Here is a 24327-nt window from a genome sequence, read left to right as displayed (position 1 = left end):
AGGCGGGAGTCCACATGCACAGACGTTCTCAATCTTCGCGTTCGTCGATCCAGGCCATTTGGATGGCTTCGAGAATTTTCTCGTTCGATTTCTCGGGATCGTCTTCAAAACCGTCAAGCTCGCAAACCCACTTATGCAGGTCGGTATAGCGCAGATTAAGGTTATCCTTTTCAGGATGCGCTTCTTCAAGCTCGATCGCGATGTCCTGAATATCTGTCCAACGCATATCAGTCTCCTTTGGTGCCCGAACGCCGAAATAGGCCTTCGGTCAAAAGAAGGTCAAACTTACTTGTCGACCATCATATTTCGGGTCGCTGACGGCAGCTTAACGCGCAGGCCATCAAGCTCGTCGCTCATGATGATCTGACAGCCAAGACGCGAGGTTTCGGTCAGGCCGAAAGCAAGGTCAAGCATGTCTTCTTCATCTTCGGACGGCTCATCAAGTTTATCAAACCAATCTTCGTCCAGAACGACGTGACAGGTCGAGCACGCAAGCGAACCTTCGCAGGCACCTTCAAGGTCGATGCCGTTTTTATGCGCGGCTTCCAGAACGGACAGGCCGTCGGCAACTTCGAATTCTTTTTCGGTGCCATCTGGCTCAACAAAAACGATCTTAGGCATCTGTGCCTTTCTCCTCGGTAATACTTTTTGTTCGATCTCTGTTTAACACCCAATCATCGATCGGGTGCTGTGTCCGACCTGACCTTTGGCGGTTGCACGGGACAATCGCCGCAAGTGGCCGGTTTGTCAATTATTCGGCACGTGTTTAGTTAACAGCATCCACATTCTGTCCTGTCAGGGCCTGACGAATGCGGCTATCCATTCGGCTTTCGGCAAACGGACGCGATGCTGTTTCAAGGGCCTCTGCGGCCTCGTTGATTGCATCACGGTCATCGCCCGCCATTGTGGCTTCGAGTTTGGCAATCGCATCTGCGATGTTTTTATCATCTTCTGGCGTTAGCAACGCGCGGTCTGCTTCCATCGCGGCATGAACGGCCAGAATGTTGCGTTTTGCCTCGACCCGGGCCTCGGTCAGAAGACGCAGGGTCATGTCTTCGCGGGCATGGACCATGCTATCGCGCAGCATGTTGGCCATGTCCATTTCATTGATGCCATAGGTCGGCTTGACCGCCACTTCCTGCTCTACCCCGGTAGTTTCTTCGCGGGCGGACACGGTTAACAGGCCATCGGCATCGACATTAAACTGCACGCGAATACGTGCCGCCCCAGCCGCCATCGATGGAATGCCGGTCAGAACAAAACGCGCGAGCGATCGGCATTGATCAACCATTTCACGTTCCCCCTGCACCACATGGATCATCATGGCAGACTGGCCATCTTGATAGGTGGTGAATTCCTGTCCTTTGGCGACCGGAATCGGAGTGTTGCGATCAATGACCTTTTCAACAATCCCGCCCATGGTTTCCAAACCAAGCGACAAGGGCGTGACATCCAAAAGAAGGTTGTCAGACCCGCCGGTTAGTGCTTCGGCCTGAAGGGCGGCACCAAGGGCAACAACTTCGTCCGGGTCAATGTTTGACAGCGGTTCTTGTTCGAACAAATCGGCCACAGCTTTGCGCACCGCAGGTACACGGGTCGAACCACCGACAAGGACGACGCCCTTTACGTCTTCGGGCATGACATCTGCGTCATCTAGAACCTGCTCGGTAATCGCGGTCGTGCGCGACACCAGCTTGGCGATCATGGCTTCGAAATCAGACCGGGTGACTTCGTGGCTGGTTTCTGAACCATTCAGATCCACAACCACCTCGACCGTATCAAGGTCGGTCAGACCTTCTTTGACTTTGCGGGCAACTTTCAGCAGACGCTTGGCGTCGGAGGCATCAAGCTCATCGGTCGCACCGCCGTCTTTACGCTTAGACAGCAGATGCTCGGCAATGGCGTGATCGAAATCATCCCCGCCAAGGGCGGCATCGCCACCGGTTGCCTTAACCTGGAAAACGCCCTTTTGCATTTTCAAAAGCGAAATATCAAAGGTGCCGCCGCCAAGATCGTAAACGGCGTAAAGTCCCTCTGCCCCGTTATCAAGGCCATAGGCAAGGGCTGCTGCGGTCGGTTCGTTGACCAAACGCAGCACTTCGATGCCAGCAAGCTTGGCCGCATCCTTGGTCGCGGTACGTGCGCCATCATCGAAATAGGCTGGAACTGTAATCACCGCCTTTTCGACCGTCTGCTCCAGGCTTTCTTCGGCACGGGCACGAAGAGCACGCAGAATATCGGCCGAGACTTCAACAGGGGTTAAAACGCGGTCGCCGACATTCAGGCGTACCATCATCGGTTCGGCCATTTGATCGGCGGCATCGCCATCGGATTTTTCGGGGACTTCGACGTGATAAGGCAGTGTGCCCGCCAATGATTTGACGTCTTCGATCCCGCGGCCCATCAGGCGTTTGACCGATGACACGACCCGGCTTGCATCTGTGTTGATGTAATCACGTGCGGCTTCGCCCACCACAGGGGTGTCTTCGCCGTAATAGACAACAGATGGCACAATTGCATTGCCACCAGATTTATCACGCAGGACTTCTGGTTTTTCATCGCGCGAAATCGCAACCACGGAATTGGTGGTTCCAAGATCGATCCCCACCGCAATCTGGCGTTCGTCTTCGTGGGGAAGCGGCGTTTCGCCCGGCTCGTGGATTTGTAACAAGGCCATGAATTCTATCCGTTATCTTGAAATGATCAGGCTGCCGCGAGACGCGACTTCTTCGCGCGCGCTTCCTCGGTCATTTTCATCAGGTATCTAAGGCGGGTGGTCAATTTTTTGGCGTCATCAAATGCGTCTTTTTCAAACGCATCGGCCAGATCTTTTTCACAGGCACGCGCCTGTTGGCGGGTATCCTTGACAATGGCATCAACCGCGGCACGGTTATCGGCATCATCAAGGGCCTCACGCATTTCCATGGCTTCCATCAGAAGTTCTGGATCATTCACCGTGTGGCCTTCGCCGCCTTCGGGCTCATGCCCGGAAAGACGCATCATATAATGCGCACGCGCCACCGGGTTTTTAAGCGTTTCAAATGCTTCGTTCAGGCTTGCGGCCTGTTGCGATGACAGGGCCTGTTCACGCCCGGATTTAGAGGCAAACCGGTCAGGGTGCAGCAATTGCTGCTGCTTAAGGTAGGTTGCCTCGATCGCGTCGATATCGACAATAAAGGACGGTTCAAGACCGAACCGCGTAAAATGATCAAGCTGACCCGGGGGCTGAATGGCGTTGCATGTATCGCAAAACAGCGCACGCGCATCGACAGGCCCCTTGCAGGACCAGCAAACATTATGTGCGGGATGTTTCGGGGTGCCCGTTTGTTTTTCGGTACCGGTATTGCTCACGCTATGCACTTCCGAGAATATAAAAAATAATGTCTGGCGTTAAACAGGACAGACACAAATGTGTGAAAAAGACCCTGTCCTATTCAGGCGACGGCCCCGGCGAATTCCACCGAACTCACTGGGGCCACAACCGTCTTTTATGCAGGAAAAAACCTGACACGCTTGGGTATCCTAGATGTGGAAGGACTCCCCACAACCGCAACGACCTTTTTCGTTGGGATTGCGGAAAACGAACCCTTCTTCCATCTTGTTGACCTCATAATCCATTTCTGTGCCAAGCACGAACATCATGGCTTTTGGGTCAATCAGGATTTTCACGCCGTCCTCAAGCTGGACAACTTCTTCAAAGCCACTGGCTTCGTCGGCATATTCCAGCGTGTAGGACAAGCCCGAGCACCCTTTGCTGCGCACACCAAGCCGGATACCTTCGGAGGGTTTTCCGCGGCTATCAAGCAACGCCTTGATATGAACAAGCGCTTCTGACGTGACAGAAATCGGTGACGGTAATGCCATAGTCTTCTCCCAAATTCCCGAAAACGAGGGGGCCGTGAAGCTGCTTATTCAGCAGCTTCAACGTCGCCCTGACCGTTTTTGGTTTTGTAGTCGCTGATTGCGGCTTTGATGGCGTCTTCGGCCAAGATCGAGCAGTGAATTTTAACCGGCGGAAGGGCCAGTTCTGCTGCAATCTCGGAGTTCTTGATCGCGCCAGCTTCGTCGATTGACTTGCCTTTGACCCATTCGGTGATCAGCGAGCTCGACGCGATGGCCGAACCGCAACCAAAGGTCTTAAACTTCGCGTCCTCGATGATGCCATCTGCGGTCACTTTGATCTGCAGTTTCATCACGTCACCACAGGCCGGTGCACCAACAAGACCGGTACCAACAGACGTTTCATTTTTGTCCATCGAACCAACGTTACGCGGGTTTTCGTAATGGTCGATCAGCTTTTCACTATAAGCCATGATAGGAATCCTCCTAGAATTCTTGTGTCTCTCTCACGAGATAAAAACGTCGATAGTCGTCGTCAGTCGTTCTTAGTGTTCAGCCCACTCGATCGACTTGATGTCGATGCCTTCTTGGGCCATTTCCCAAAGCGGGCTCATTTCACGAAGACGCTCAACCGCAACGCTGATTGATTCGATCGCCTCGTCGAGCTCTTCCTTGGTTGTGTAACGGCCAATCCCGATACGCAGCGAGGTGTGGGCGAGTTCTTCGTCAACACCAAGCGCACGCAACACGTAGGATGGTTCAAGCGACGCCGAAGTACAGGCTGAACCGGAAGAAACCGCAATGTTTTTGATGTCCATCTGCAGGCTTTCGCCTTCGACGTAAGCAAACGATACATTGAGGTTACCCGAAACGCGGGCTTCTTCGTCACCATTGAGGTAGATGTCAGCCAAACGGTCGCGGAACTTCTGAAGCGTATAGTCGCGAAGCTCGGTGATGCGTTTGTTTTCTTCTGCCATTTCGTTTGACAGAATGTCACAGGCTTTGCCCAGACCAACAATCAACGGGGTCGGCAATGTGCCCGAACGCATACCGCGTTCCTGACCACCACCGGTGATCTGCGCAATCACGCGAACACGCGGACGGCGACGCACATACAACGCACCAATGCCTTTCGGGCCATAGATTTTGTGGCCTGAAATCGACATCAGGTCGATTTTCATGTCGTCAACGTCAAGATCAATCTTGCCAACCGCCTGCGCACAGTCGGTATGGAAGAATACTTTGCGTTCACGGCAGATTTCACCGATTTCCTTAAGCGGCTGGATCACACCGATTTCGTTGTTCACACCCATGACAGACACAAGTGCGGTTTCGTCGGTGATCGCAGCTTTAAGCTCTTCAAGGTCGATCAGGCCGTTTTCCTTAACGCCAAGATAGGTGACTTTGTACCCTTCTTGTTCAAGGTGACGGGCACTGTCGAGCACGCATTTATGCTCGGTCACGACCGTAATCAGATGTGGCTTTTTCTTACCATAGAACTTCATCACACCTTTAAGCGCGAGGTTGTTTGACTCCGTCGCACCCGAGGTAAAGATGATTTCCTTGGCCGACGCACCAATGATGTTGGCAATCTGTCCACGTGCGACATCAACAGCATCTTCGGCCTCCCAGCCAAAGCTGTGATTGCGCGAATGCGGGTTACCGAACTTCTCGGTGAAGTATGGCAGCATCGCATCCACCACCCGCGGATCGGTCGGCGTCGTTGCCTGGTAATCCAGATAGATCGGCTTTGCTTTAAGCTCGTTCATAATTAAGACTTCCTCACTCACTCTCTTGTCAGGCAGCGTGACGCGCCTTTTTGCGCGCTGCATTACCCCTCATCCGGCTCCAAACTCGGACAAACGTATCGATATCTTCATGGGTTGTTTCCAATCCCAGGCTGACACGTATGGCCGACCCGGTATCGGAAATTCCCATTTCTCTAAGCACGTGGCTTTCACGTACTTTGCCTGACGAGCAGGCAGATCCCGAACTGATGGCAACACCACCTAAATCCATTGCCATAACCTGGGTTTCCCCGGGCATTCCTGGCAGGATCAGGCAACTTGTATTCACCAGTCGCTCCGTTCCTTTTCCGGCGACCACAAGCTCTGGGGCTTCTGATGCCAATTCGGTTTCAAGACGGTCGCGCATTGCGGCGATATCCGTCATTTTCGCCATGCTGGCCTCGGCACGTTCGGCGCTGGCGGCAAAGCCTGCGATGCCCAAAACGTTTTCCGTGCCACCACGGCGGTATTTTTCCTGACCGCCACCGCAAATCTGCGGGACCAGCATCACACCGGGCGCAATCGCAAGAGCACCAACCCCTTTGGGGCCACCGATCTTGTGGGCGGACACCGACATCATATCGACAAGCAAACGGCCCATGTCTAATGGTATACGGCCCAAAGCCTGAACTGCGTCACAATGGACTTTCGCCCCGTATTCGCGTGCGAGCAAAGCAACCTTTGCCACAGGCTGGATCACACCGGTTTCATTGTTGGCCAGCATGACCGAAACCAAAACTTTTTCGCCGTTCTGCGATGCATCTTTGAGCATCGTTTCAAGGGCCGCCAGATCAATCACCCCATTGCCATCAACCGGGATGCGTTTGGCATCGCTGCGCGCTTCGATGACGGATGGGTGTTCCACCGCGCTGGTAAAGACCGTAAAACCTTCTAGCCCGTTTAAGGCCAGATTGTTTGCCTCGGTCCCGCCGCTTGTAAAAATGATCCGTTCGGCATCCCCGCCCAGCATTTCCGCAATGGTGCGGCGTGCATGGTCGACGATTTTGCGGGCCGCACGGCCACTGGCATGAACCGAAGACGGATTACCCGTGACATCCATCGCAGCAATCATTGCCTGCTGTGCTTCTTTGCACAGCGGCGCGCTTGCGTTGTAATCAAGGTAAACCTGCTCGGTCATCAGTTTAAAATCATCCTTATTCGCATCTACCGCCCTACCGACGATATAGAGGAGTACTTACTGTGCCGCAACCTGCGACGGTTCTTCTATTTGGGTCGTCTGGCTCGGGAAAACCCGAAGCGATCCGGTAACATTCCGCCCCACGACATCAGCCAAGCTAACCGACGCCAGATAAAGGTAAATCTGGTTGCCAAGTTCTTCCCATAATTCGTGGGTTTGGCAACGTCCTTGGTTGCCTTTGCAACCCTTTGGCGAACCCGATTTACAGCGGGTTGCACGGATCGGCTCATCAACAGCCAAGATCACATCGGCAACGCGGGTTTCTTGGGCGTTGCGCGCCAAAAGGTAACCACCTCCTGGGCCGCGCACGGAACGGACCAAGCCGCCTTTGCGCAATTTGCCAAAAAGCTGTTCAAGATAAGACAGTGAAATTTCCTGACGGTCAGCGATATCCGCAAGAGCTACCGGTCGATCCTTGCTGCTCTCAGCAAGATCAACCATCGCCATAACGGCATAGCGGCCTTTGGTACTCAGCTTCACGGTTCATCCTCCTGCCTTGCTGCCCCGGCGATGCGAAAATGCATGCGAACCTGACAGCGGGCTGTTCGTATTCCTGGTTCGTGCGCCGAACTTATTCCGACGACGCGACGATACGTGGTTTATCGGCGACCACATCGCCAGCAGCACCAACGGGCGCGTTATCGGCTTCTAACTTGACAACATGATCGCGCAGATCTTTGACTTCGCGACCCAGCTCTTCAAGGGCGCGCGCCACCGGATCGGGCAGATCGCCAATCGGCGTACCATACGCACAGAAACGATCATCGGCTTCTTGGCGAACGACCTTGGCCGGGATACCAACCACTGTTGCCCCTTCGGGCACCTCGGAAAGCACAACGGCATTACCGCCGACACGTGCATTCTTGCGCACGGTAAACGGACCAAGGATTTGCGCCCCCGACCCGACAATCACACCATCTTCCAGTGTTGGATGGCGCTTCAGACCGCGCTGACCGTCACTGTTAACGCTTGGCGATGTGCCGCCAAGGGTAACGCCCTGATACAGGGTTACGTCGTCACCGATCTCGGCAGTTTCACCAATCACAACACCCATGCCGTGATCGATAAAGAAGCGTTTGCCAATCTGCGCGCCGGGATGAATTTCAATCCCGGTCAGCCAACGGAAAATCTGCGAAACGAAACGTGCCGTAACGCGAAAACCGCGCTGCCAAAGCCAGTGTGTGCCACGATATCCCATGATTGCGTGAAACGCCGGATAACAGAGCGCGATCTCCATACGGGAGCGTGCCGCTGGATCGCGGGCAATCATCGCGTCAATTTCCTGACGAATTAGCTTGAACATGGGGCGGTCCACTGTGTAATTAGTATCTTCGATTCCCGGCAACCTCGCGCAAGCACGACCTTACATTAAATGCAAGATCGGGCGAAAACGGCGCCAACGGGTTAGCCGGAATATAGGATAACCGAGTAACTTGGTCAAGTATTTGCCCAAAGCAATTTATGCGCAAACACGAAAAAAACTTACAAAAACACTCGGATATTTTTGTTGCACACTTTATTCCATTCGTGGACAGGAGCAGTCTGATCCATGCCTGAGGTCATTTTCAACGGCCCCGAAGGTCGCCTTGACGGTCGCTATCACCACAACGGCGCTGACGATTCGCCCATCGCCGTCATCCTCCACCCGCACCCGCAACAGGGTGGCACAATGAACAACAAATTGTGCTTTAACATGTTCAACATGTTCAAGGATCGCGGGTATTCGGTCATGCGCTTTAACTTCCGCGGCGTTGGTCGCTCGCAGGGGGTATATGACCAGGGGATCGGCGAACTGTCTGATGCTGCGTCTGCGCTTGACTGGATGCAGACCTATAACGCCAATGCGCGCGCCACTTGGGTTGCGGGCTATTCGTTTGGGTCGTGGATCGGCATGCAGCTTTTGATGCGCCGCCCGGAAATCGATGGTTTCATCTCCGTTGCGCCACCGGCCAGCGACTATGATTTCACTTTCTTGGCCCCGTGCCCATCATCGGGTCTTATGATCCACGGCACGCAGGACACCAACATCCCTTTGGCGTCGGTCAACAAACTTGCCGATAAACTTAATGCCCAGAAAGGCATCGAAGTTGATCTGTGCACCATTGAGGGTGCCGATCATTACTTTGCCAAGCAGCAAGACGACGTGATCAAGCATGCGACTGCGTATCTTGATAAGCGCGGCGCTTAAGTCCGTTTTCTGAACCTACCGATAAAGACCAAAGGCCGCCTGATCAGGCGGCCTTTGTCGTTTGGTAAAGCTTGCCACCGCAACAGGGCTCTTTCACCCCGGTCGTACCCGGAAAACTAAGCGGCAACTCGCGCAGATGGCGCACCGCCAAATAACCAAAACATTCCGCCTCAACCGCGTCGCCATCCCAATCAAGAACATCCACCGTCTGAACCGGGACGCCTAAGCGGGCATGAAGTTCGCCCATGATATAATCATTATGTCGGCCGCCCCCACAAACGAACCAGCCTTTGGGCGCGATAGGTAAATGGTTTACCCCGGCAACGATGGCCGCCACCGTGCAATTTGCAAGTGTCGCTGCACCATCGGCAACACTAAGCTTTGCCTCGGCCACCAAGCCATCAATGGTCAGCGCCATATCTTCGCGATCCAGTGATTTTGGTGGAACGCGATCAAAATACGCATCTTGCAAGAATTTCACTTCGACCATTGCATCGGCCTGCCCCGATGATGCCGTTGCGCCGTTCATATCAACCGGGGTTCCGGTGTGGCGTAACATCCAGTCATCAAGCCGCGCATTGCCCGGACCACAATCAAAAGCCAGCAAGTTGCCGTCTGGTCCAATCCAAGTTACGTTTGACACACCGCCGATATTTAGCACCGCGACAGGCATTTCAACACCTGCACTTTTCATCAGTGCAGCGTGATAAACGGGCGCAAGCGGTGCGCCCTCCCCACCGGCGGCGACATCAGCAAGACGAAAATCTGCAACAACCGGGATGCCGGTTTTTTCCGCCAGCATGTAAGGTGTGCCGATCTGGCGCGTGATACCGGCAGCAGGTTCGTGGAAAACCGTCTGGCCATGAAAACCAATAACGCCAATATCAGCCGCTGCCATACCCGTTTTCTCCAGCAGAATGTTAACGGCATTCACATGTACATCTGTCAAATCGTCCGCCACGACCTGCTCGCTATTGGTCGGCGTCCGATTGCCAAAGCAGGCCCGCATCCGTTCACGAAGTGCTGCATCATAGGCCACGAAGACCGAATGTCCTGAACGCCGCACATCAACGCCATCGGTTTCAATCAGTGCAGCATCCACACCATCTAGCGAGGTACCACTCATCATTCCGATTGCCTTGATCCAGCCGTCTGTCATTCGATACTCCGTTGGGTTTTGTCGGTTTTGCGAGCTTGGGTCGACAACTTAAAACCAATTTATCGCGAATTCGTTACTGTCATTGCAGAACTGCGTCCCGATCCGTTGCCGAGCGGATATTTTATATGCTAGATCATCGAACCGCATTAAAATGCGTCTCGTTTTTATTTATCACAACCAAACATAGCGCAAAAACCATGACTGAACTGAAGTCTGATTTTCTCCGCGTCATGAATGACCGCGGTTACATCCACCAATGCACTGATCTTGAAGGCCTCGATGCCTATGCATCGGAAAATACGGTGGTGTGCTATGTAGGCTATGATTGCACTGCAGACAGCCTGCACGTCGGATCGCTGATATCGATCATGATGCTGCGCTGGTTGCAGAAAACCGGCCACAAACCGATTGTCCTGATGGGCGGCGGCACCACCCGCGTTGGCGATCCGACCGGCCGTGATGACGCGCGACCGGTTCTGACCGATGAGATCATCGAAGCCAACATGGCCGGTATCAAAAAGGTATTTGAGCAGTTCCTGACCTTTGGCGATGGGCCGACCGATGCGATCATGGTCAATAATGCCGATTGGCTCGACAAGCTTAACTACATTGAATTCCTGCGTGATTTCGGGCGCCATTTCTCGGTCAACCGGATGCTGAGCTTTGACTCCGTTAAAATCCGTTTGGAACGCGAACAGTCACTGAGCTTCCTTGAGTTCAACTACATGATCCTTCAGGCCTATGACTTTGTTGAACTGAACCGCAACTATCGCTGCACACTGCAGATGGGCGGATCCGATCAGTGGGGCAACATCGTTAATGGTGTTGAACTGGGCCGTCGTGTTGATGAAAAATCACTGTTTGGCCTGACCACATCACTGTTGACCACCGCATCCGGTGCGAAGATGGGGAAAACAGCATCTGGTGCTGTATGGCTGAATGAAGAGCGTCTGTCGTCTTATGATTACTATCAGTTCTGGCGCAATGCCGAAGACGCCGACGTGACCAAATTCATGCGTCTGTTCACCGAAATGCCGCTTGAACAGATTGCAGAATACGAAAAGCTTGAAGGATCGCAGATCAACGAAGCCAAGAAGGTTCTGGCGTTCGAAGCGGTCAAACTGTGCCGTGGCGAAGAAGCGGCCTTGGCCGCAGCAGAAACCGCCCGCAAAACCTTTGAAGAAGGTGTTTTGGCCGATGACCTTCCGACGGTTGAAATCGCCAAAGCCGATCTTGATGCCGGCATCCCGGCGTTTGATCTGTTCCGTCGCGCTGAACTTGCCACAACAGGTGGCGAAGCACGCCGCCTGATCAAGGGTGGCGGTGCGAAAATCAATGACGAAAAAGTCAGCGATGAAAACGCCCCCATTTCCGCCGATGCCGTCAATAATGACGGTTTCATCAAACTTTCGGCCGGGAAAAAACGCCACGTTCTGATAAAGCCTGTCTGATCTGGTAAACGACCAAGCTTTAAATAACAAAAGCCCCGTAGCATATGCTGCGGGGCTTTTGAGTTATGCGACAATACGAGGGGTTTAGCCGGGTTCAGCACCAGTGATTAGATTGCGGAATATCCCCGGGATAAACGTCGATAACGGGTTCACGGTGACATCGGGATCACTCAGATCACCTTCGATGGTATATGTGGGGGCAAAGACCCCACCGCCTTCTTCACCGACCAGCAAATCACCCAAAATCGGAATAACGCCAAGTGCGGAATTTAATGCATAGATCGGCACGATTGATCCGGACAATCGGATTTCCGATTTCGCAAGATCAATAGACCCGTTGGCAGTCACCCCGATGGCGGAACCATTTGCCGCCACCTTGCCAAGGGTCACCACATCATTCACATAGGTGAAATCACCATTTAGCTCGTCAAAGGCGATACCGTTGCCCGACAACACATCGCCCAACCCGGTCAAGGACGCAGCGCCCAAGACCCGTGCGGCAATCGGGGCATTGACCACCCGGAAGGCACCGATTTTCACCGTGCCCGTGAAAGGCTGCATTTCTTTGGCTTCGTTAACCGTGCCTTCGATTGTCATCTTGCCGCCAAGCACGTTGTCATACATATCAACCGCGCGCAAAAAACGCCCGGCATCGTCAGATGTCAGCCGGACCTTACGGGTTTTCGGACCTTGACGTTCGACTTGGGCAAAGACGTTGGACCGATCTCCGAGGGTGCCATTTAAAACGATGCCATCCCATTCATCACCGATCATGTGAATGGCGCCATCAAACTTGTTGATCAGTTCGCCATTGGCCATAACGACCTGATCGACATTCATGAAAATGTCCGTTTTACCGCCGGCACGGGATGCCTTTTCGCCGATCCCGCCACTATTGGGATTGCGGCCGACCTGCTTGTTTTGTTTATCGCTGTCATCGGAGACAAGCCACGGCGTCAAAATGGCTTGCTCGACCTCGATATCGACTTCTTGGTTCGCTCCAATTTTATTGAGCACGATTTTACCGACATTCAAGGTGGGCTCATCGCCCTTAATCAGGAAGCTGTCCCCCGACAGCGTGACAGCCAGATTTTGGTTAAGTGTATTTTCTGTGGACGGGGCGGCCGCATCCGCTTGAACATCCTCGACAAAGGGCCGCAGATCAAATTGCTTGCCGGTCAGATCAACGATCAACCGTTGATCCTGCCCTAACCGCACCGATCCTGAAATCCCCCGGCTTTGGCGGAAATCTGCGCTGGCGAGTTGTGCGGACCAAACATCGGACATTGCATTTCCGCCAGCCCAATCCGCTTTGCCAATTGCGCTGAGTTCGGGGGCGGAAATACGAAATGATTTAACCGTTCCGCTATTATCGCCAGCAACGACAAGATCAAATTCCGCCTTGGCCGGAACGTTTTTCGGTTTTTGATAGTCCGCCGCCGCAAGCGACATCGCGACCTGATCAAGATTAAGATCGCCGGTGACGCTAACGTTTTTCTTGCCGACCTTAATATCAAGGGTCCCCTTTGCCATACCGGTCAAATAGGGCGCGACGTCAAGATCAACACGGCGCAACGCGGTAAGATCAAGGTCACCCCAAAGGGTATAATGGCTTCGCTGGGCAGCTTGTTCGTCGAAACTTTCAATCCATTTGATGTTCGTACGCCCCTTCTCAATCGCGGCGTCACCATTTAACTCAAGGCCCTTGGTATTGACCTGCAATTCGAAGGCACCGTCAGCAATATCGAGATCGCGAAACGCATTGGTCACCTTGGCGTTTTCAATGCGGGTGGCGGCGGCGACTTCAACGTCATCAAATGTGACCGCGCGGATCAGCGGGAAATACAGTTTTACGCGGGTTGCCTGATCGCCGCTAATCTGTTTGGGATCGATGCCCAAGCGCCTTGCAAAGCCAAGCGGCTCAGCGTCAATCAGTTCAAGCGCCTTTTGCACGCTGCCATGGGCTACGACTTCGATATCAGTCGATGGTCTGGGGGCATTAAGCTCGGTAAATTCGATCGATGCCTTATCGACGATCAAGCCATCTGTATGGCCTTTATCGGCATAGATTTTAAAACTGTCCGCATCGAATTCCGCCCGCCCGGCGGCATCCAAAACAACCGGCATGTCACCAAGATAGTGCACTGTGACGCCCGACATGGTCATCTGACCTCCAAGGGCATCAATTGCAACTTCACCTGCCGCATCTTTGTGAAGCTCTGCATGCATGGTTGCCTGATGAACGCCACCTTCTGACAGGTTTTCCACCACCCATTTGCGGGCGTCATAGCCGACATTTTCTGGCCAGAGACGGTTTAGATCGTTTGTCTTAACGTCCGTTGCTGAAACATCGAAATTGACCTTCCAGTCGGCAAATGGATCAAGAACCACACCTTTTAGATTGGCCCTTGAATCCCCGACATTCAGGGTGACGTCATCAAGACTAAACCGACCAGGCACATAGCTTGCGGCGATACGTCCATCCGTCACACGGTAGGTCGCATGTATTTCTTCGGGCAAGGACAAAACACCACTTCCGACCGCAAGATCGGCACTGGCGGTGATAACTTCACCGTCAGCACCCACCGTTGCCTTAAGCACACCCGACACCGGCAGATAGGCGTCACGCAAAGCATCAAAGGCATTTGAAATCGTCGGAAGGTCGGAAAGCTCGATCTTGCCAATATTGGCAGTAAGATCAATTTCACCGGTGCGATTGCTGTAATCACCGGTCAGGTCGACATGCGTTTCAACGCGCCCGGCGGAAACCTGCATGGACGCCTGAGCTGTGACGCCAAACTTCCCACGCGTCAAAAGAATATCAGCCTGCGGTGCTGCCCATACGACATCAAGCTTTTCATCGACCACTTCAAGGTCGGCATTTACAACGCCAAAGCTTTCAAAGTAGTCGGCAGCCGGAAAATCAGTGCGTGCGCCAGAGAGGATATCAACAATATCATGCAGTGCGGTGCTACCGGAATGCTCGGTTCCCGCAGAGTTATCAGGTTTATCTGACGCGTTTTCCGCTGCGGGCCCGGTCGTTGGGCCAACCACAGGATCGTTTTCCGGAACCGGGGGAAGATCGATGCTGACCGATGGCACGCCATCTGTCGCCTGGGCGCTGTCACCTGACGTTTTATCATCTGCTGTACTGTTATCGTCAGACGATGTTTCTGCATCAGTCGATGCAATGTCGTCCATGGCATATCCGACATTGATTTTGCCATCGCGTCCCCGTTCGAGGCGGATACGCGGCCCGATCAGGTTTAATTGACGGAGCGCAAGCACACCTTCAAACAGGGCCTTGGTCGAAAACACAACGTCTGCTTCGGGGACGTGCAGCAGTTCAGAATTATCTGGCCCTAAAACCGAAACATCGCGGAGGCGGACATCAAACTTTTCGTCCCAGCCCCGCCAAGACAGGACAAGATCGCCGACAGACAGCCGGTTTTCGCCCATTGATTCATTTAGATGATCGACAATATAGGGGGTAATTCGATGCAATGACACAGGGCCCTGCGCAACACGCCAAATCGTGACTGCGCCGAACACACCGACAAATAGGACGATGGCCCCCAAAAACAGGCCCAACCATCCAGAAAAGGTTTTTATCAGGCGCACCCTATTTACCCTGAATTCGCGGTGTCATACACAGATTTACCCATAGCCCAAAATAACCTTACCCCAGTTTATCGTAGGAACTGTCGTTCTAAAACTGGCAAAAGAAACAAACTGTTATTGATCTTATCCCTTATTACCGTGCTACAGAAGAGCACGGTCAACGATGCGCAAGAGAAACATCTTTTCCCGATCATCGGGATCACGATACCATCAAAGATATTCAGCGCTCAGCGTTAAGTCTGTGCATAGCCCGGTTCGTCACCATTTCGCAATACGAGGAAAGCAATAAAGTGTCCCTTTCCGCGATGTCACACGATCTGCCAAAACCCTTCGATCCAGAACGGACAGCCACCGCGTTTGAACGCTGGCAGGCTTTATCCGACCGTCCTTCTTTTGAAAGTATCGCCGATCAAATTGGCGAGATTGCGTCAAACGAACAAAAATCTCGTGTTTTGGCCGCACTTTTTGGCAACAGCCCGTACCTGACGAACCTGTGTCTTCGTGATCCAGAAACTGTTTGCGATGTCTTTGCCAATGGGCTTGATGACGCCTTTAAGGGGGCGCTTGATCCAGTGCGCGACAGCGCCGCTGCCGCGCCACTTGATCAGCCAACCACCATGGCCACCGTGCGCCGAGCAAAACGCCGTGCAGCCCTTGTCATCGCGATTGCCGACATTTCAAAATCTTGGCCGCTTGAAAAAATCACATCGGCGATCAGCGACACGGCGGAATTGACCCTTGGTTTTACCATGGCGCATTGCCTGTCTGCGCTGGCCAAGCTTCGCAAATATGACCTGCCAAATCCAGATGATCCACTTGAAGACAGCGGCATTTTTGCGATTGGCATGGGCAAACTTGGCGCGGGTGAGCTGAACTATTCGTCCGATATCGACCTGATATTCTTGTATGATCAGGATGTCGTGACCTATGTCGATCCGGATCGGATACATCAGGATTTGGTCCGCATGGTGCGCGATGTCGCACGCATCATGGAAGAACGGACGGGTGACGGATATGTTTTCCGCACCGATTTGCGCCTGCGTCCGGATCCGTCATCAACGCCGCCGATTTTATCGATGCTGGCAGCTGAGACGTATTACGAAACGGTCGGTCAGAACTGGGAACGTGCGGCCATGATCAAGGCCCGCATCGTTGGGGGCGACCACAAATCAGGCAACGAATTTTTGGAAATATTGCGCCCCTTTGTCTGGCGCAAACACCTTGATTTTCTAGCAATCCAAGACATTCACGCGATTAAGCGCCAGATCAACGCCCATAAGGGCGGCAGCAAAATCAACATTCCCGGCCACAACATCAAACTTGGCCGCGGCGGCATTCGCGAGATTGAATTTTTTGCCCAGACCCAGCAACTGATTTGGGGCGGGCGCGAAGTTGCGCTGCGTTGTAAGGCGACCTGCGAAACATTGCGCGAACTTACCGATTTTGGGCAGGTGTCGGAAACGGTCCGTGACGAAATGTTGGCCGCATACGAATTTCTGCGCACGGTCGAACATCGCCTGCAAATGATCAATGACCAACAAACCCAAACCCTGCCCGACACTGACGAAGGCCTGCTGGCCCTGGCAACCTTCCTTGGCTATGACGATCAGGCAGGTTTTGTTGGCGACCTTTTGCATCATCTGCGCAATGTTGAAAACAATTACGCCGAACTGTTCGAAGATGACGTTCCATTGGACGGGGATGCGGGCAACCTTGTTTTCACCGGCACCGAAGACGATCCGGACACGCTTGAAAACCTGCGCAAAATGGGATTTGAAAATGCCGAAAATGTCTCGGTAACCGTACGCGGATGGCACCATGGCCGGTACCGCGCAACCCGGTCACGGCGTTCACGTGAAATCCTGACGGAATTGATGCCAACCTTGCTTGGCGCATTGGCAAAAACAACCAATCCTGGCATGGCATTTCGCGCGTTTGACGAGTTCCTTAAAGGTCTTCCGGCTGGCGTTCAGGTTTTCTCGTTATTTACCGTTCACCCTGAACTTCTTGAACTGTTGGCACAAATTGCCGGCACCGCCCCCCGGATGGCGAAATATATTGGCCGTAATGCCGCTGTTCTTGATTATGTGTTGATGTCAGGTTTCCACGAAGAATTGCCCGACGCCACCGCCATGCTTGAAGAACTCAATGCAAGGCTTTCACGTGAAGACATGGTGGAAGACTGGCTTGATTGCGCCCGGCGTTGGGGCAACGATCAAAAATTCCAGATCGATGTGCAGACCATCCAGAACCGCCATACCCCGCATGAAGCCGGACGGGCTCTTGCCGATGTTGCAGATGTCGCGATCCGCGCCCTTTTCCCGCGCATTGCCGAAGATTTCGCAGACAAGCATGGGCGCTTTGACGATGGCGGATTGGCGGTCTTTGCCCTTGGCAAGCATGGCGGTCAGGAACTGTCGCCGGGATCGGACCTTGATATGGTCTTTATCTATGACGTGCCGGAAGATGCCGAGGAATCTGATGGCGACAAGGCATTATCACCAGGACATTATTACATCCGCCTAAGTCAGCGATACATCAATGCCCTGTCGGCCCCAACGGCAGAGGGCATATTGTTTGAAACCGATTTGCGCCTGCGCCCTAGCGGGGCCAAAGGCCCGCTTGCCACGCATTTCAAAAGTTTCGACGCCTATCAAAACAATGATGCTTGGACGTGGGAACATATGGCCTTAACACGGCTGCGCGCTGTTTACGGCCCAGATGAGCTGTGTGACCGGGTTTTAGCGACCACCAAGGCGGTTTTATGCAAAAAACGCGATCCTGATCGTTTGGTGCGCGAAGTATTTGATATGCGCAACCGCATCGATGCGGGCAAAGGCGACAATCATCCATGGGCAATCAAGATGCGCCGTGGTGGTCTTGTTGATCTGGAATTCATTGCGCAATATCTGCAACTGCGTCATGCCCACGACCATCCTGAAATTCTGTCACCGACCACGCGCGATGTGTTTAAAAACCTGGGTGCCGCGGGCATTCTGGATCCAGATCAGGCAAAGTTCCTTGCCAATGCTGGGTCGTTCTGGTTGGCAATTCAGGCCATGCTGCGTTTGACGACAGAGGGACCGTTTGAACCCCAAACCGCCAGTGTTGATTTGCGGCGTATGCTTGCGACGGCGGGTAAATGTGATGATTTCGATCAGCTACAAAACAAAGTCGAAGAAATCGCAACCCAGACCAAGGCGATCTATGACCGCATTATTAGCGAACCGGCGGAAAAAGTCGGCCCGATTGCGGAAAGCTAGGGACCACCTTAAATCATTTAAACCCTTGATGATCCGTAGGGCGTTGCCATCCCTATAACTGTTTGTAATTTCATGGGTGCACGGCAAAGCGGATCGTAAATGTGCACAAACTTACAAAGGACGGAACATGACACTCGAAACAGGTGATAAAGCCCCGGATTTTGAACTGCCAACAGATGGCGGTGGCACGGTGAAACTGTCTGAGCTGCGCGGCAAGCCTGTGGTGATCTATTTCTATCCCAAGGACATGACACCGGGCTGCACAACTGAGTCATGCGAATTTCGCGATGCCGAACCGGATTTCAGCGCGGTTGACGCCCAGATCATTGGTATTTCCAAAGACAGTGCTGAACGCCATGACAAGTTTAAGGCCAAACATGACCTGAACTTCATTCTCGCATCGGACGAGAATGGAACCACCTGCGAAGATTACGGTGTGTGGAAAGAAAAGAACATGTACGGCAAGAAATTCATGGGGATTGAACGTTCAACCTTTGTGATTGATGCCGACGGCACCATCCAAAAAGCATGGCGTAAGGTCAAAGTGAAAGGGCACGTCGCAGAGGTCCTTGAAGCCGTTCGCGCCCTTTAAATACCCCTTATTTCGTTTTTTGGCCCGACATCACTGGTGTCGGGCCATTTTTTATTGTTCTAAAAATCATTTAAGTTCAATGCGATGGCCTATAGACCATGTATTGATTTTGTTGCCTTCCCTTGTTTGTCGGGATAAGAATTTGAATATGGGTGTGTAGGTGTCGGTAAATCGCACCTATATTTAGATAACAAACCGGTTTCCCGGCAAGGCAGGTAATTCAATGAACAACAATATTGTCGATCTTGACGATCAGATGCTTGCAGACTTTCGTGATGAAGCCGATGACATCATCAGTTCTATCGATGTTCATTTGCAAAACGCCCGAAGCAAGCCAGATCCGGAGCACCTGACATCCATTCAGCGCGAAGTTTTCAATCTGCGCTACAAAGGGAAATCGGTTGCTGCGCCGTTGATCAATCTGACCAGTCACCGTCTTTCAGATTACGTGACGAACTGCAAAGAACTGAATGAAGGCGCGATCACCGACATTCAGGCCTTTATCGATAAAATTCGCACCATTCTTGAAGGCGACCTAAGCGGTGGCGGCACGGATACAGCCGAATTCGTGCGTGAACTTCCTTCCAAACGCACACCAGACATCGACCCCAATTGGCTAAAGCAGGCCAATGTCGAGGCCCTTTTGGTCATCCCACAACGGTCCATGGCGGTCATTGTCGAACGCGAACTGGCTGCTTGCGGTTATCGTAGCTCGGTAACTCAGACATCATTCGAGGCCATCGAACTTGCCGTGCGCACCCGCCCCGATTTTATTATTGTTGCCAAAACCATCGATGAATTGGGCGGTGTTGATATTGCCAACGCGCTGCAATCAATGCCCAAAACCCGAAATATCCCGACCGCGGTTCTGACCTCTGATGCACCAAATCACCCGTCATTGCGTGATCTTCCGTGCCGGACTGCGATCATCCGCAAGGGCAATTCGTTTGGTGAAGATCTGGCAGAAGCACTTGCACGCTTTAACATCACCTGATCTGGCATCATCTCGATAAACGTTTTTAAGGGCGTTCTGGCAAGCTTTGCCAAACGCCCTTTTTGCTTGGCATCTGTTTGCACATTGACCGGCCATTGGCCAGATGGCAGATAGTGCCCCCAAACGCCCGCACACTGAAAACACGGAAAATCATGAGCAAGCTAACCCTCGCCGAAGCCGCCAAACGTGCGCTGCTGACGGAAGATGCCACCGAAAAAGCCAACGTAACGGCCGAAATGGCCGCCCTATGGCGCAATGGCGAGATCACCGAGGTTGGCGCAACCGATTTGCCAGATCGCCCTGGGCGCCCTGAAAATCCAGTATTACTGCCGCCCAACAAAATGCCCAAGCGCAAAAAGGGCAGTGTGCAGGGCCGAATTGGCCTTTTGCATGCGTTGGCACATATCGAACTGAATGCCATCGATCTGGCGTGGGATCTTTGTGTCCGCTTCCCCGAGGCCGACATGCCCAAGGATTTTCACGATGCCTGGGTTCAAGTTGCCGATGACGAAGCCCGCCATTTTAAAATGCTAAGTAAACGCCTTGGCGAAATGGGGGCAGCATACGGTGATCTTCCGGCCCATGATGGTTTGTGGCAAACATCGATGGATACGGCCTATGACATCTTGCCCCGCTTAGCCGTTGTACCGATGGTGTTTGAAGCCCGTGGCCTTGATGCAACGCCCCCAACCATTGAACGGCTTTTGGAGCATGGCGATACTGAAAGTGCGCGTATCTTAAAAATCATTGCCAATGATGAAATTGCCCATGTCGCAGCAGGGCGCAAATATTACGAATATATCTGTGATCAGCGCGACCTACCCTACTACACCACGTGGCACGAATTGCTGCGCAAGCATTTCCGTGGCCCCCTAAAACCGCCCTTTAATGACGAAGCCCGATACGAGGCAGGCATGCCACCCGATTATTATCAGGATTACGTGCTTGAGCTGCCTGATGTTGGTTTTGAAAGCTGACGCAACAAAATCAATCAAAAGTTGACGCAGAGCAAAGCTTTCACACCGCCATACTTCTATCCTTTCGATGCGAGTTAATTAGGCCCAACTGAACGGGCCGTTTTCTTCCGTCAGGAGGTACAAGCATGCCGAGCACTATGAAAGCTGCCTTGGTTCGTGAATTTGGCAAACCATTATCAATTGAGGACGTCACCGTCCCCAAAGTCACGCCGGGCAAAATCCTTGTGAAGATCGAAGCATCGGGGGTGTGCCACACCGACCTGCATGCTGCCGAAGGCGACTGGCCAGTCAAACCCAACCCGCCCTTTATCCCCGGCCACGAGGGGGTCGGCTTTGTTGCCGAAGTTGGCGAAGGCGTCAAATCAGTTAAAGAAGGCGACCGGGTTGGCGTGCCTTGGCTCTATTCCGCATGCGGGCATTGTCATCACTGTATAACCGGTTGGGAGACGCTGTGTGGCGAACAAATCAACACCGGCTATTCCGTAAATGGTGGCTTTGCCGAATATGTTTTGGCCGACCCTGATTTTGTCGGCCACCTGCCCAATACGCTTGAATTCGGCAATGCCGCTCCGGTCCTGTGTGCTGGGGTTACGGTCTATAAGGGTCTTAAGCAAACTGAATGTAAGCCCGGCGAAACGGTTGTGATTTCCGGGATCGGCGGCCTTGGGCATATGGCAGTCCAATATGCCAAGGCCATGGGCATGAAAGTTATCGCCGTTGACATTGCACAAGATAAACTTGATCTGGCAAAGGACCTTGGTGCGGATTGGGTACTGAATGCAGCCGAAACCGATGTGATTTCGGAAGTTCAAAAGCAAATGGGTGGGGCAAACGGGGTTCTTGTCACCGCCGTTTCCAAGCCGGCCTTTAAACAAGGTGTGGGCATGCTGGGCCGTGGTGGCACAATGGCCTTGGTTGGCCTGCCACCCGGAACGTTTGAGCTTGATATCTTTGATACGGTTCTGTCGGGAAAAACCATCCGCGGTTCGATTGTTGGTACCCGTGCCGACCTGCAAGAAGCCATTGAATTTGCTGGCGATGGCAAGGTGCATTCGCACTTCACGACCGAACCCATCGAAAACATCAATTCGATCTTTGATCGCATGCGCGATGGTAAAATTGATGGCCGTATCGTGATGTCGATTTAACAAATCCCAAACTTACCGAAAAAAGGGCGGCCATTCGGCTGCCCTTTTTGCATCATGCGGCTTTGGCAAGGATGCCCGCTTCGTGGTCAAGCAACCACGCCTTTCTCTCCAGCCCGCCCGCATAGCCGGTTAAGGTCCCGTTCGATCCAATCACCCGGTGGCACGGAACAATGATCGATACCGGATTAAGGGCGTTGGCACGCGCAACTGCACGCACTGCCTTCGGGTTGCCAAGTTCACTGGCCAATTGGGCATATGAAACGCTTTTGCCACACGGAATAGAAACCAGCGCATCCCAAACAGATTTTTGGAATTCGGTCCCGATCATGGTGATGTCATCCATCGGAAGTACCCCGGCCTCCCCCGCGAAATACGCATCCAACCATGATATGATCGATACCGGTGCGCTGGCGCCCGCATTTTGGCTTTCAACCCATTCGATGTTTTTGAAACGCCGGTTCTGAATGGTTTTAAGGCGGTTCTCGTTTCCTTCGAAGTCCAGGTGAACCAGCCTGCCGCCGACACTTGCAAGGCTAATCTTGCCAATCGGGCTGTCATATCCTGCGACGTTAATTTGGGTGGTTATGCTCATTGTCATTCTCCTTCAAGGGCCGACCAAAGATACTGCGCGGCATAGGCTCGCCACGGTCGCCAACTTTCCGAAAGGGTTTCAAGCTCCTTCGCCTTATCCGGGCCACCGCCCATTTTTGACGCCTTTAGAATACCAAGATCGGCAGCCGGGAACGCGTCAGGATCGCCCAGACCGCGCAGGGCAAAATAATTCAACGTCCATGGCCCGATCCCCTTGACCGCGGCCAATGCAGCGATCAGTTCATCATCGCTTTTTTGACCGCATCCGAGGGCGGCAAACATACCGATCACATCTGATACCGTTTGTGCTCGCCGCTGGGTCAGGCCAATCCCAATCAAATCTAATCCCAGCAGCTTTTCTGGTTGCGGGAATAAATGGGTCACCCCAGTGCCGTCGGATAACTCAGCCGGAAGTTCATTACCGTACTTCTGCACTAGCCGCCCCGCCAAGGTGCGGGCCGCCGCCACTGAAACCTGCTGGCCCAACACGGCGCGCAGTGCCAATTCAAATTGGTCCCAGCATCCAGGCACCCGTAAGCCTGGCCGTTTATCGATCAAGGGCGCCAGCAAGGCATCATCAGAAAACTGTTTCGTGATGGTTGGCACATCGGCATCCAAATCGAACAAACGACGCACCCGTGCGCCAATTTCAAGCACCGCTTCACGCGCCGGCCCCCGAAGGATAACATTGACGCCGCTTTGATCCGGGCTGAAATGACAAATCATCATGCCAACCGCATCCCCGATGCGAAAACCACGGGCATAAATCCGGTCACGTACCGTTTCCAAGCCGGGGACCGCACGTGCTCGGAAAAAGGCCAAAAGATACGTGGCATCAAATGGCTGGCGGGCACGAAGGCGCAATATCAGATCATCATTGCGCGGTGCAAACGGATCATCCGCAGCGACCGGTTTAGGCGACGTCTTGGCTGAAATGCCTCGGCGAAAGGCGGTTGGCGCCTGCCCATAGGCCTGCTTCATGGCATCGTTAAATCGGCGCAGGCTGGAAAAACCTGCGATATCGGCGATTTCGGTCATGGTCAGGTTGCTATCGACGATCAATTGTCGGGCGCGCAAAAGCCGCCTTGCCTTGGCATGTTCTTGCGGTGTGACGCCGGTATGGGTCTTAAATATCCGGCGCAAATGACGATCCCCAACCCCAAGACGATCGGCAAGATCCGCAATACTGCCTTCTTGAAGCGCACCCTGTTCAATCAGGCGCACCGCACGGGCAACTGTGGCGTGAACGCCAGCACTTGCGGGGCTTCCCGGTGCGGCTTCGGGCCGACAGCGCAGGCACGGCCGAAAGCCATGCGCAATCGCGGCTTCGGCACTGGGATAAAACTCGACATTGGCACGCTTTGGCGTCACTGCGGGGCAAACCGGGCGACAAAAAATTCCAGTGGTCAGAACGGCGGTATAAAACCGCCCGTCAAACCGCTGGTCCCGGGTTTTGAGTGCGTGATAGCAAATATCGTAATTAAGCTGTTCCATGCCACGCAGTTTATCAGAATTGAC

The 24327-nt window shown here is 53.2% G+C and carries 21 protein-coding genes; 7 read left to right on the top strand and 14 right to left on the bottom strand.

Going from position 1 to position 24327, the window contains the following annotated elements:
• Positions 1-28: 28 nt before the first annotated feature.
• The 10 genes from iscX to cysE all read right to left on the bottom strand — a co-directional run bounded on the left by iscX (position 29) and on the right by cysE (position 8128).
• The gene (gene iscX / locus HCZ99_RS17780; RefSeq protein WP_167448348.1) at positions 29-226 is read right to left on the bottom strand and encodes a Fe-S cluster assembly protein IscX; all 198 of its coding nucleotides are present in this window, start codon (positions 224-226) and stop codon (positions 29-31) included.
• 59 nt (positions 227-285) lie between these two features.
• Positions 286-621 (bottom strand): ferredoxin family 2Fe-2S iron-sulfur cluster binding protein, encoded by a 336-nt coding sequence (locus tag HCZ99_RS17775; protein WP_167448347.1) that lies wholly within the window; start codon positions 619-621, stop codon positions 286-288.
• Positions 622-766: 145 nt separating this feature from the next.
• The gene (hscA, locus tag HCZ99_RS17770; RefSeq protein ID WP_167448346.1) at positions 767-2677 is read right to left on the bottom strand and encodes a Fe-S protein assembly chaperone HscA; all 1911 of its coding nucleotides are present in this window, start codon (positions 2675-2677) and stop codon (positions 767-769) included.
• 26 nt (positions 2678-2703) lie between these two features.
• Positions 2704-3351, bottom strand: coding sequence for a Fe-S protein assembly co-chaperone HscB (gene hscB / locus HCZ99_RS17765; protein ID WP_167448345.1), 648 nt, complete (start codon positions 3349-3351; stop codon positions 2704-2706).
• A gap of 171 nt (positions 3352-3522) precedes the next feature.
• Positions 3523-3864: a HesB/IscA family protein gene (locus HCZ99_RS17760; protein ID WP_167448344.1), complete on the bottom strand. Its 342-nt coding sequence runs from the start codon at positions 3862-3864 to the stop codon at positions 3523-3525.
• A gap of 44 nt (positions 3865-3908) precedes the next feature.
• The gene (iscU, locus tag HCZ99_RS17755) at positions 3909-4313 is read right to left on the bottom strand and encodes a Fe-S cluster assembly scaffold IscU (protein ID WP_167448343.1); all 405 of its coding nucleotides are present in this window, start codon (positions 4311-4313) and stop codon (positions 3909-3911) included.
• 72 nt (positions 4314-4385) lie between these two features.
• The gene (locus HCZ99_RS17750; RefSeq protein WP_167448342.1) at positions 4386-5609 is read right to left on the bottom strand and encodes an IscS subfamily cysteine desulfurase; all 1224 of its coding nucleotides are present in this window, start codon (positions 5607-5609) and stop codon (positions 4386-4388) included.
• A 28-nt stretch (positions 5610-5637) separates the two neighbouring features.
• Positions 5638-6765 carry a cysteine desulfurase family protein gene (locus tag HCZ99_RS17745; RefSeq protein ID WP_167448341.1) on the bottom strand — a complete coding sequence of 376 codons (1128 nt, stop codon included), beginning with the start codon at positions 6763-6765 and terminating at the stop codon, positions 5638-5640.
• A gap of 57 nt (positions 6766-6822) precedes the next feature.
• The gene (locus tag HCZ99_RS17740; RefSeq protein ID WP_167448340.1) at positions 6823-7305 is read right to left on the bottom strand and encodes an Rrf2 family transcriptional regulator; all 483 of its coding nucleotides are present in this window, start codon (positions 7303-7305) and stop codon (positions 6823-6825) included.
• Between the two features lie 91 nt (positions 7306-7396).
• Entirely contained in the window at positions 7397-8128 is a 732-nt protein-coding gene (cysE, locus tag HCZ99_RS17735) for a serine O-acetyltransferase (protein WP_167448339.1), read from the bottom strand.
• A gap of 246 nt (positions 8129-8374) precedes the next feature.
• On the opposite strand from cysE, the gene HCZ99_RS17730 reads away from it, so the two are divergent.
• A complete protein-coding gene (locus tag HCZ99_RS17730) occupies positions 8375-9013 on the top strand; it encodes an alpha/beta hydrolase (RefSeq protein ID WP_167448338.1) in 639 nt (212 codons plus the stop codon).
• A 43-nt stretch (positions 9014-9056) separates the two neighbouring features.
• Here HCZ99_RS17730 and HCZ99_RS17725 read toward each other — a convergent pair whose 3' ends face one another.
• Positions 9057-10172 (bottom strand): anhydro-N-acetylmuramic acid kinase, encoded by a 1116-nt coding sequence (locus HCZ99_RS17725; RefSeq protein WP_167448337.1) that lies wholly within the window; start codon positions 10170-10172, stop codon positions 9057-9059.
• A 197-nt stretch (positions 10173-10369) separates the two neighbouring features.
• Between HCZ99_RS17725 and tyrS the strand changes: the two genes are divergently transcribed.
• Positions 10370-11623, top strand: coding sequence for a tyrosine--tRNA ligase (tyrS, locus tag HCZ99_RS17720; RefSeq protein ID WP_167448336.1), 1254 nt, complete (start codon positions 10370-10372; stop codon positions 11621-11623).
• Between the two features lie 84 nt (positions 11624-11707).
• Here the strand turns inward: tyrS and HCZ99_RS17715 are convergent, their stop codons facing one another.
• Positions 11708-15244: a YhdP family protein gene (locus HCZ99_RS17715; protein ID WP_167448335.1), complete on the bottom strand. Its 3537-nt coding sequence runs from the start codon at positions 15242-15244 to the stop codon at positions 11708-11710.
• A 116-nt stretch (positions 15245-15360) separates the two neighbouring features.
• Between HCZ99_RS17715 and HCZ99_RS17710 the strand changes: the two genes are divergently transcribed.
• From HCZ99_RS17710 to adhP, 5 genes are all read left to right on the top strand, one after another.
• On the top strand, positions 15361-18507 hold the full coding sequence (locus HCZ99_RS17710; protein WP_368484280.1) for a bifunctional [glutamine synthetase] adenylyltransferase/[glutamine synthetase]-adenylyl-L-tyrosine phosphorylase: 3147 nt from the start codon (positions 15361-15363) through the stop codon (positions 18505-18507).
• 127 nt (positions 18508-18634) lie between these two features.
• A complete protein-coding gene (bcp, locus tag HCZ99_RS17705) occupies positions 18635-19099 on the top strand; it encodes a thioredoxin-dependent thiol peroxidase (RefSeq protein WP_167448333.1) in 465 nt (154 codons plus the stop codon).
• 223 nt (positions 19100-19322) lie between these two features.
• Positions 19323-20093, top strand: a complete 771-nt coding sequence (locus HCZ99_RS17700; protein WP_167448332.1) for a hypothetical protein — start codon at positions 19323-19325, stop codon at positions 20091-20093.
• A 152-nt stretch (positions 20094-20245) separates the two neighbouring features.
• Complete coding sequence (locus HCZ99_RS17695; RefSeq protein WP_167448331.1) at positions 20246-21070, top strand: ferritin-like domain-containing protein; 825 nt, start codon at positions 20246-20248, stop codon at positions 21068-21070.
• Positions 21071-21195: 125 nt separating this feature from the next.
• Positions 21196-22218: an alcohol dehydrogenase AdhP gene (gene adhP / locus HCZ99_RS17690; protein WP_167448330.1), complete on the top strand. Its 1023-nt coding sequence runs from the start codon at positions 21196-21198 to the stop codon at positions 22216-22218.
• Between the two features lie 52 nt (positions 22219-22270).
• Here adhP and HCZ99_RS17685 read toward each other — a convergent pair whose 3' ends face one another.
• On the bottom strand, positions 22271-22810 hold the full coding sequence (locus tag HCZ99_RS17685) for a methylated-DNA--[protein]-cysteine S-methyltransferase (RefSeq protein WP_167448329.1): 540 nt from the start codon (positions 22808-22810) through the stop codon (positions 22271-22273).
• Between the two features lie 2 nt (positions 22811-22812).
• Positions 22813-24303: a DNA-3-methyladenine glycosylase 2 family protein gene (locus tag HCZ99_RS17680; protein ID WP_167448328.1), complete on the bottom strand. Its 1491-nt coding sequence runs from the start codon at positions 24301-24303 to the stop codon at positions 22813-22815.
• Positions 24304-24327: the final 24 nt, after the last annotated feature.

The organism is Thalassospira lucentensis (assembly GCF_011806425.1).
GTDB classification, from domain to species: domain Bacteria; phylum Pseudomonadota; class Alphaproteobacteria; order Rhodospirillales; family Thalassospiraceae; genus Thalassospira; species Thalassospira lucentensis_B.
Note: the sequence above shows the minus strand (reverse complement) of the source record. Positions and strands in the feature narration are given on the sequence as shown.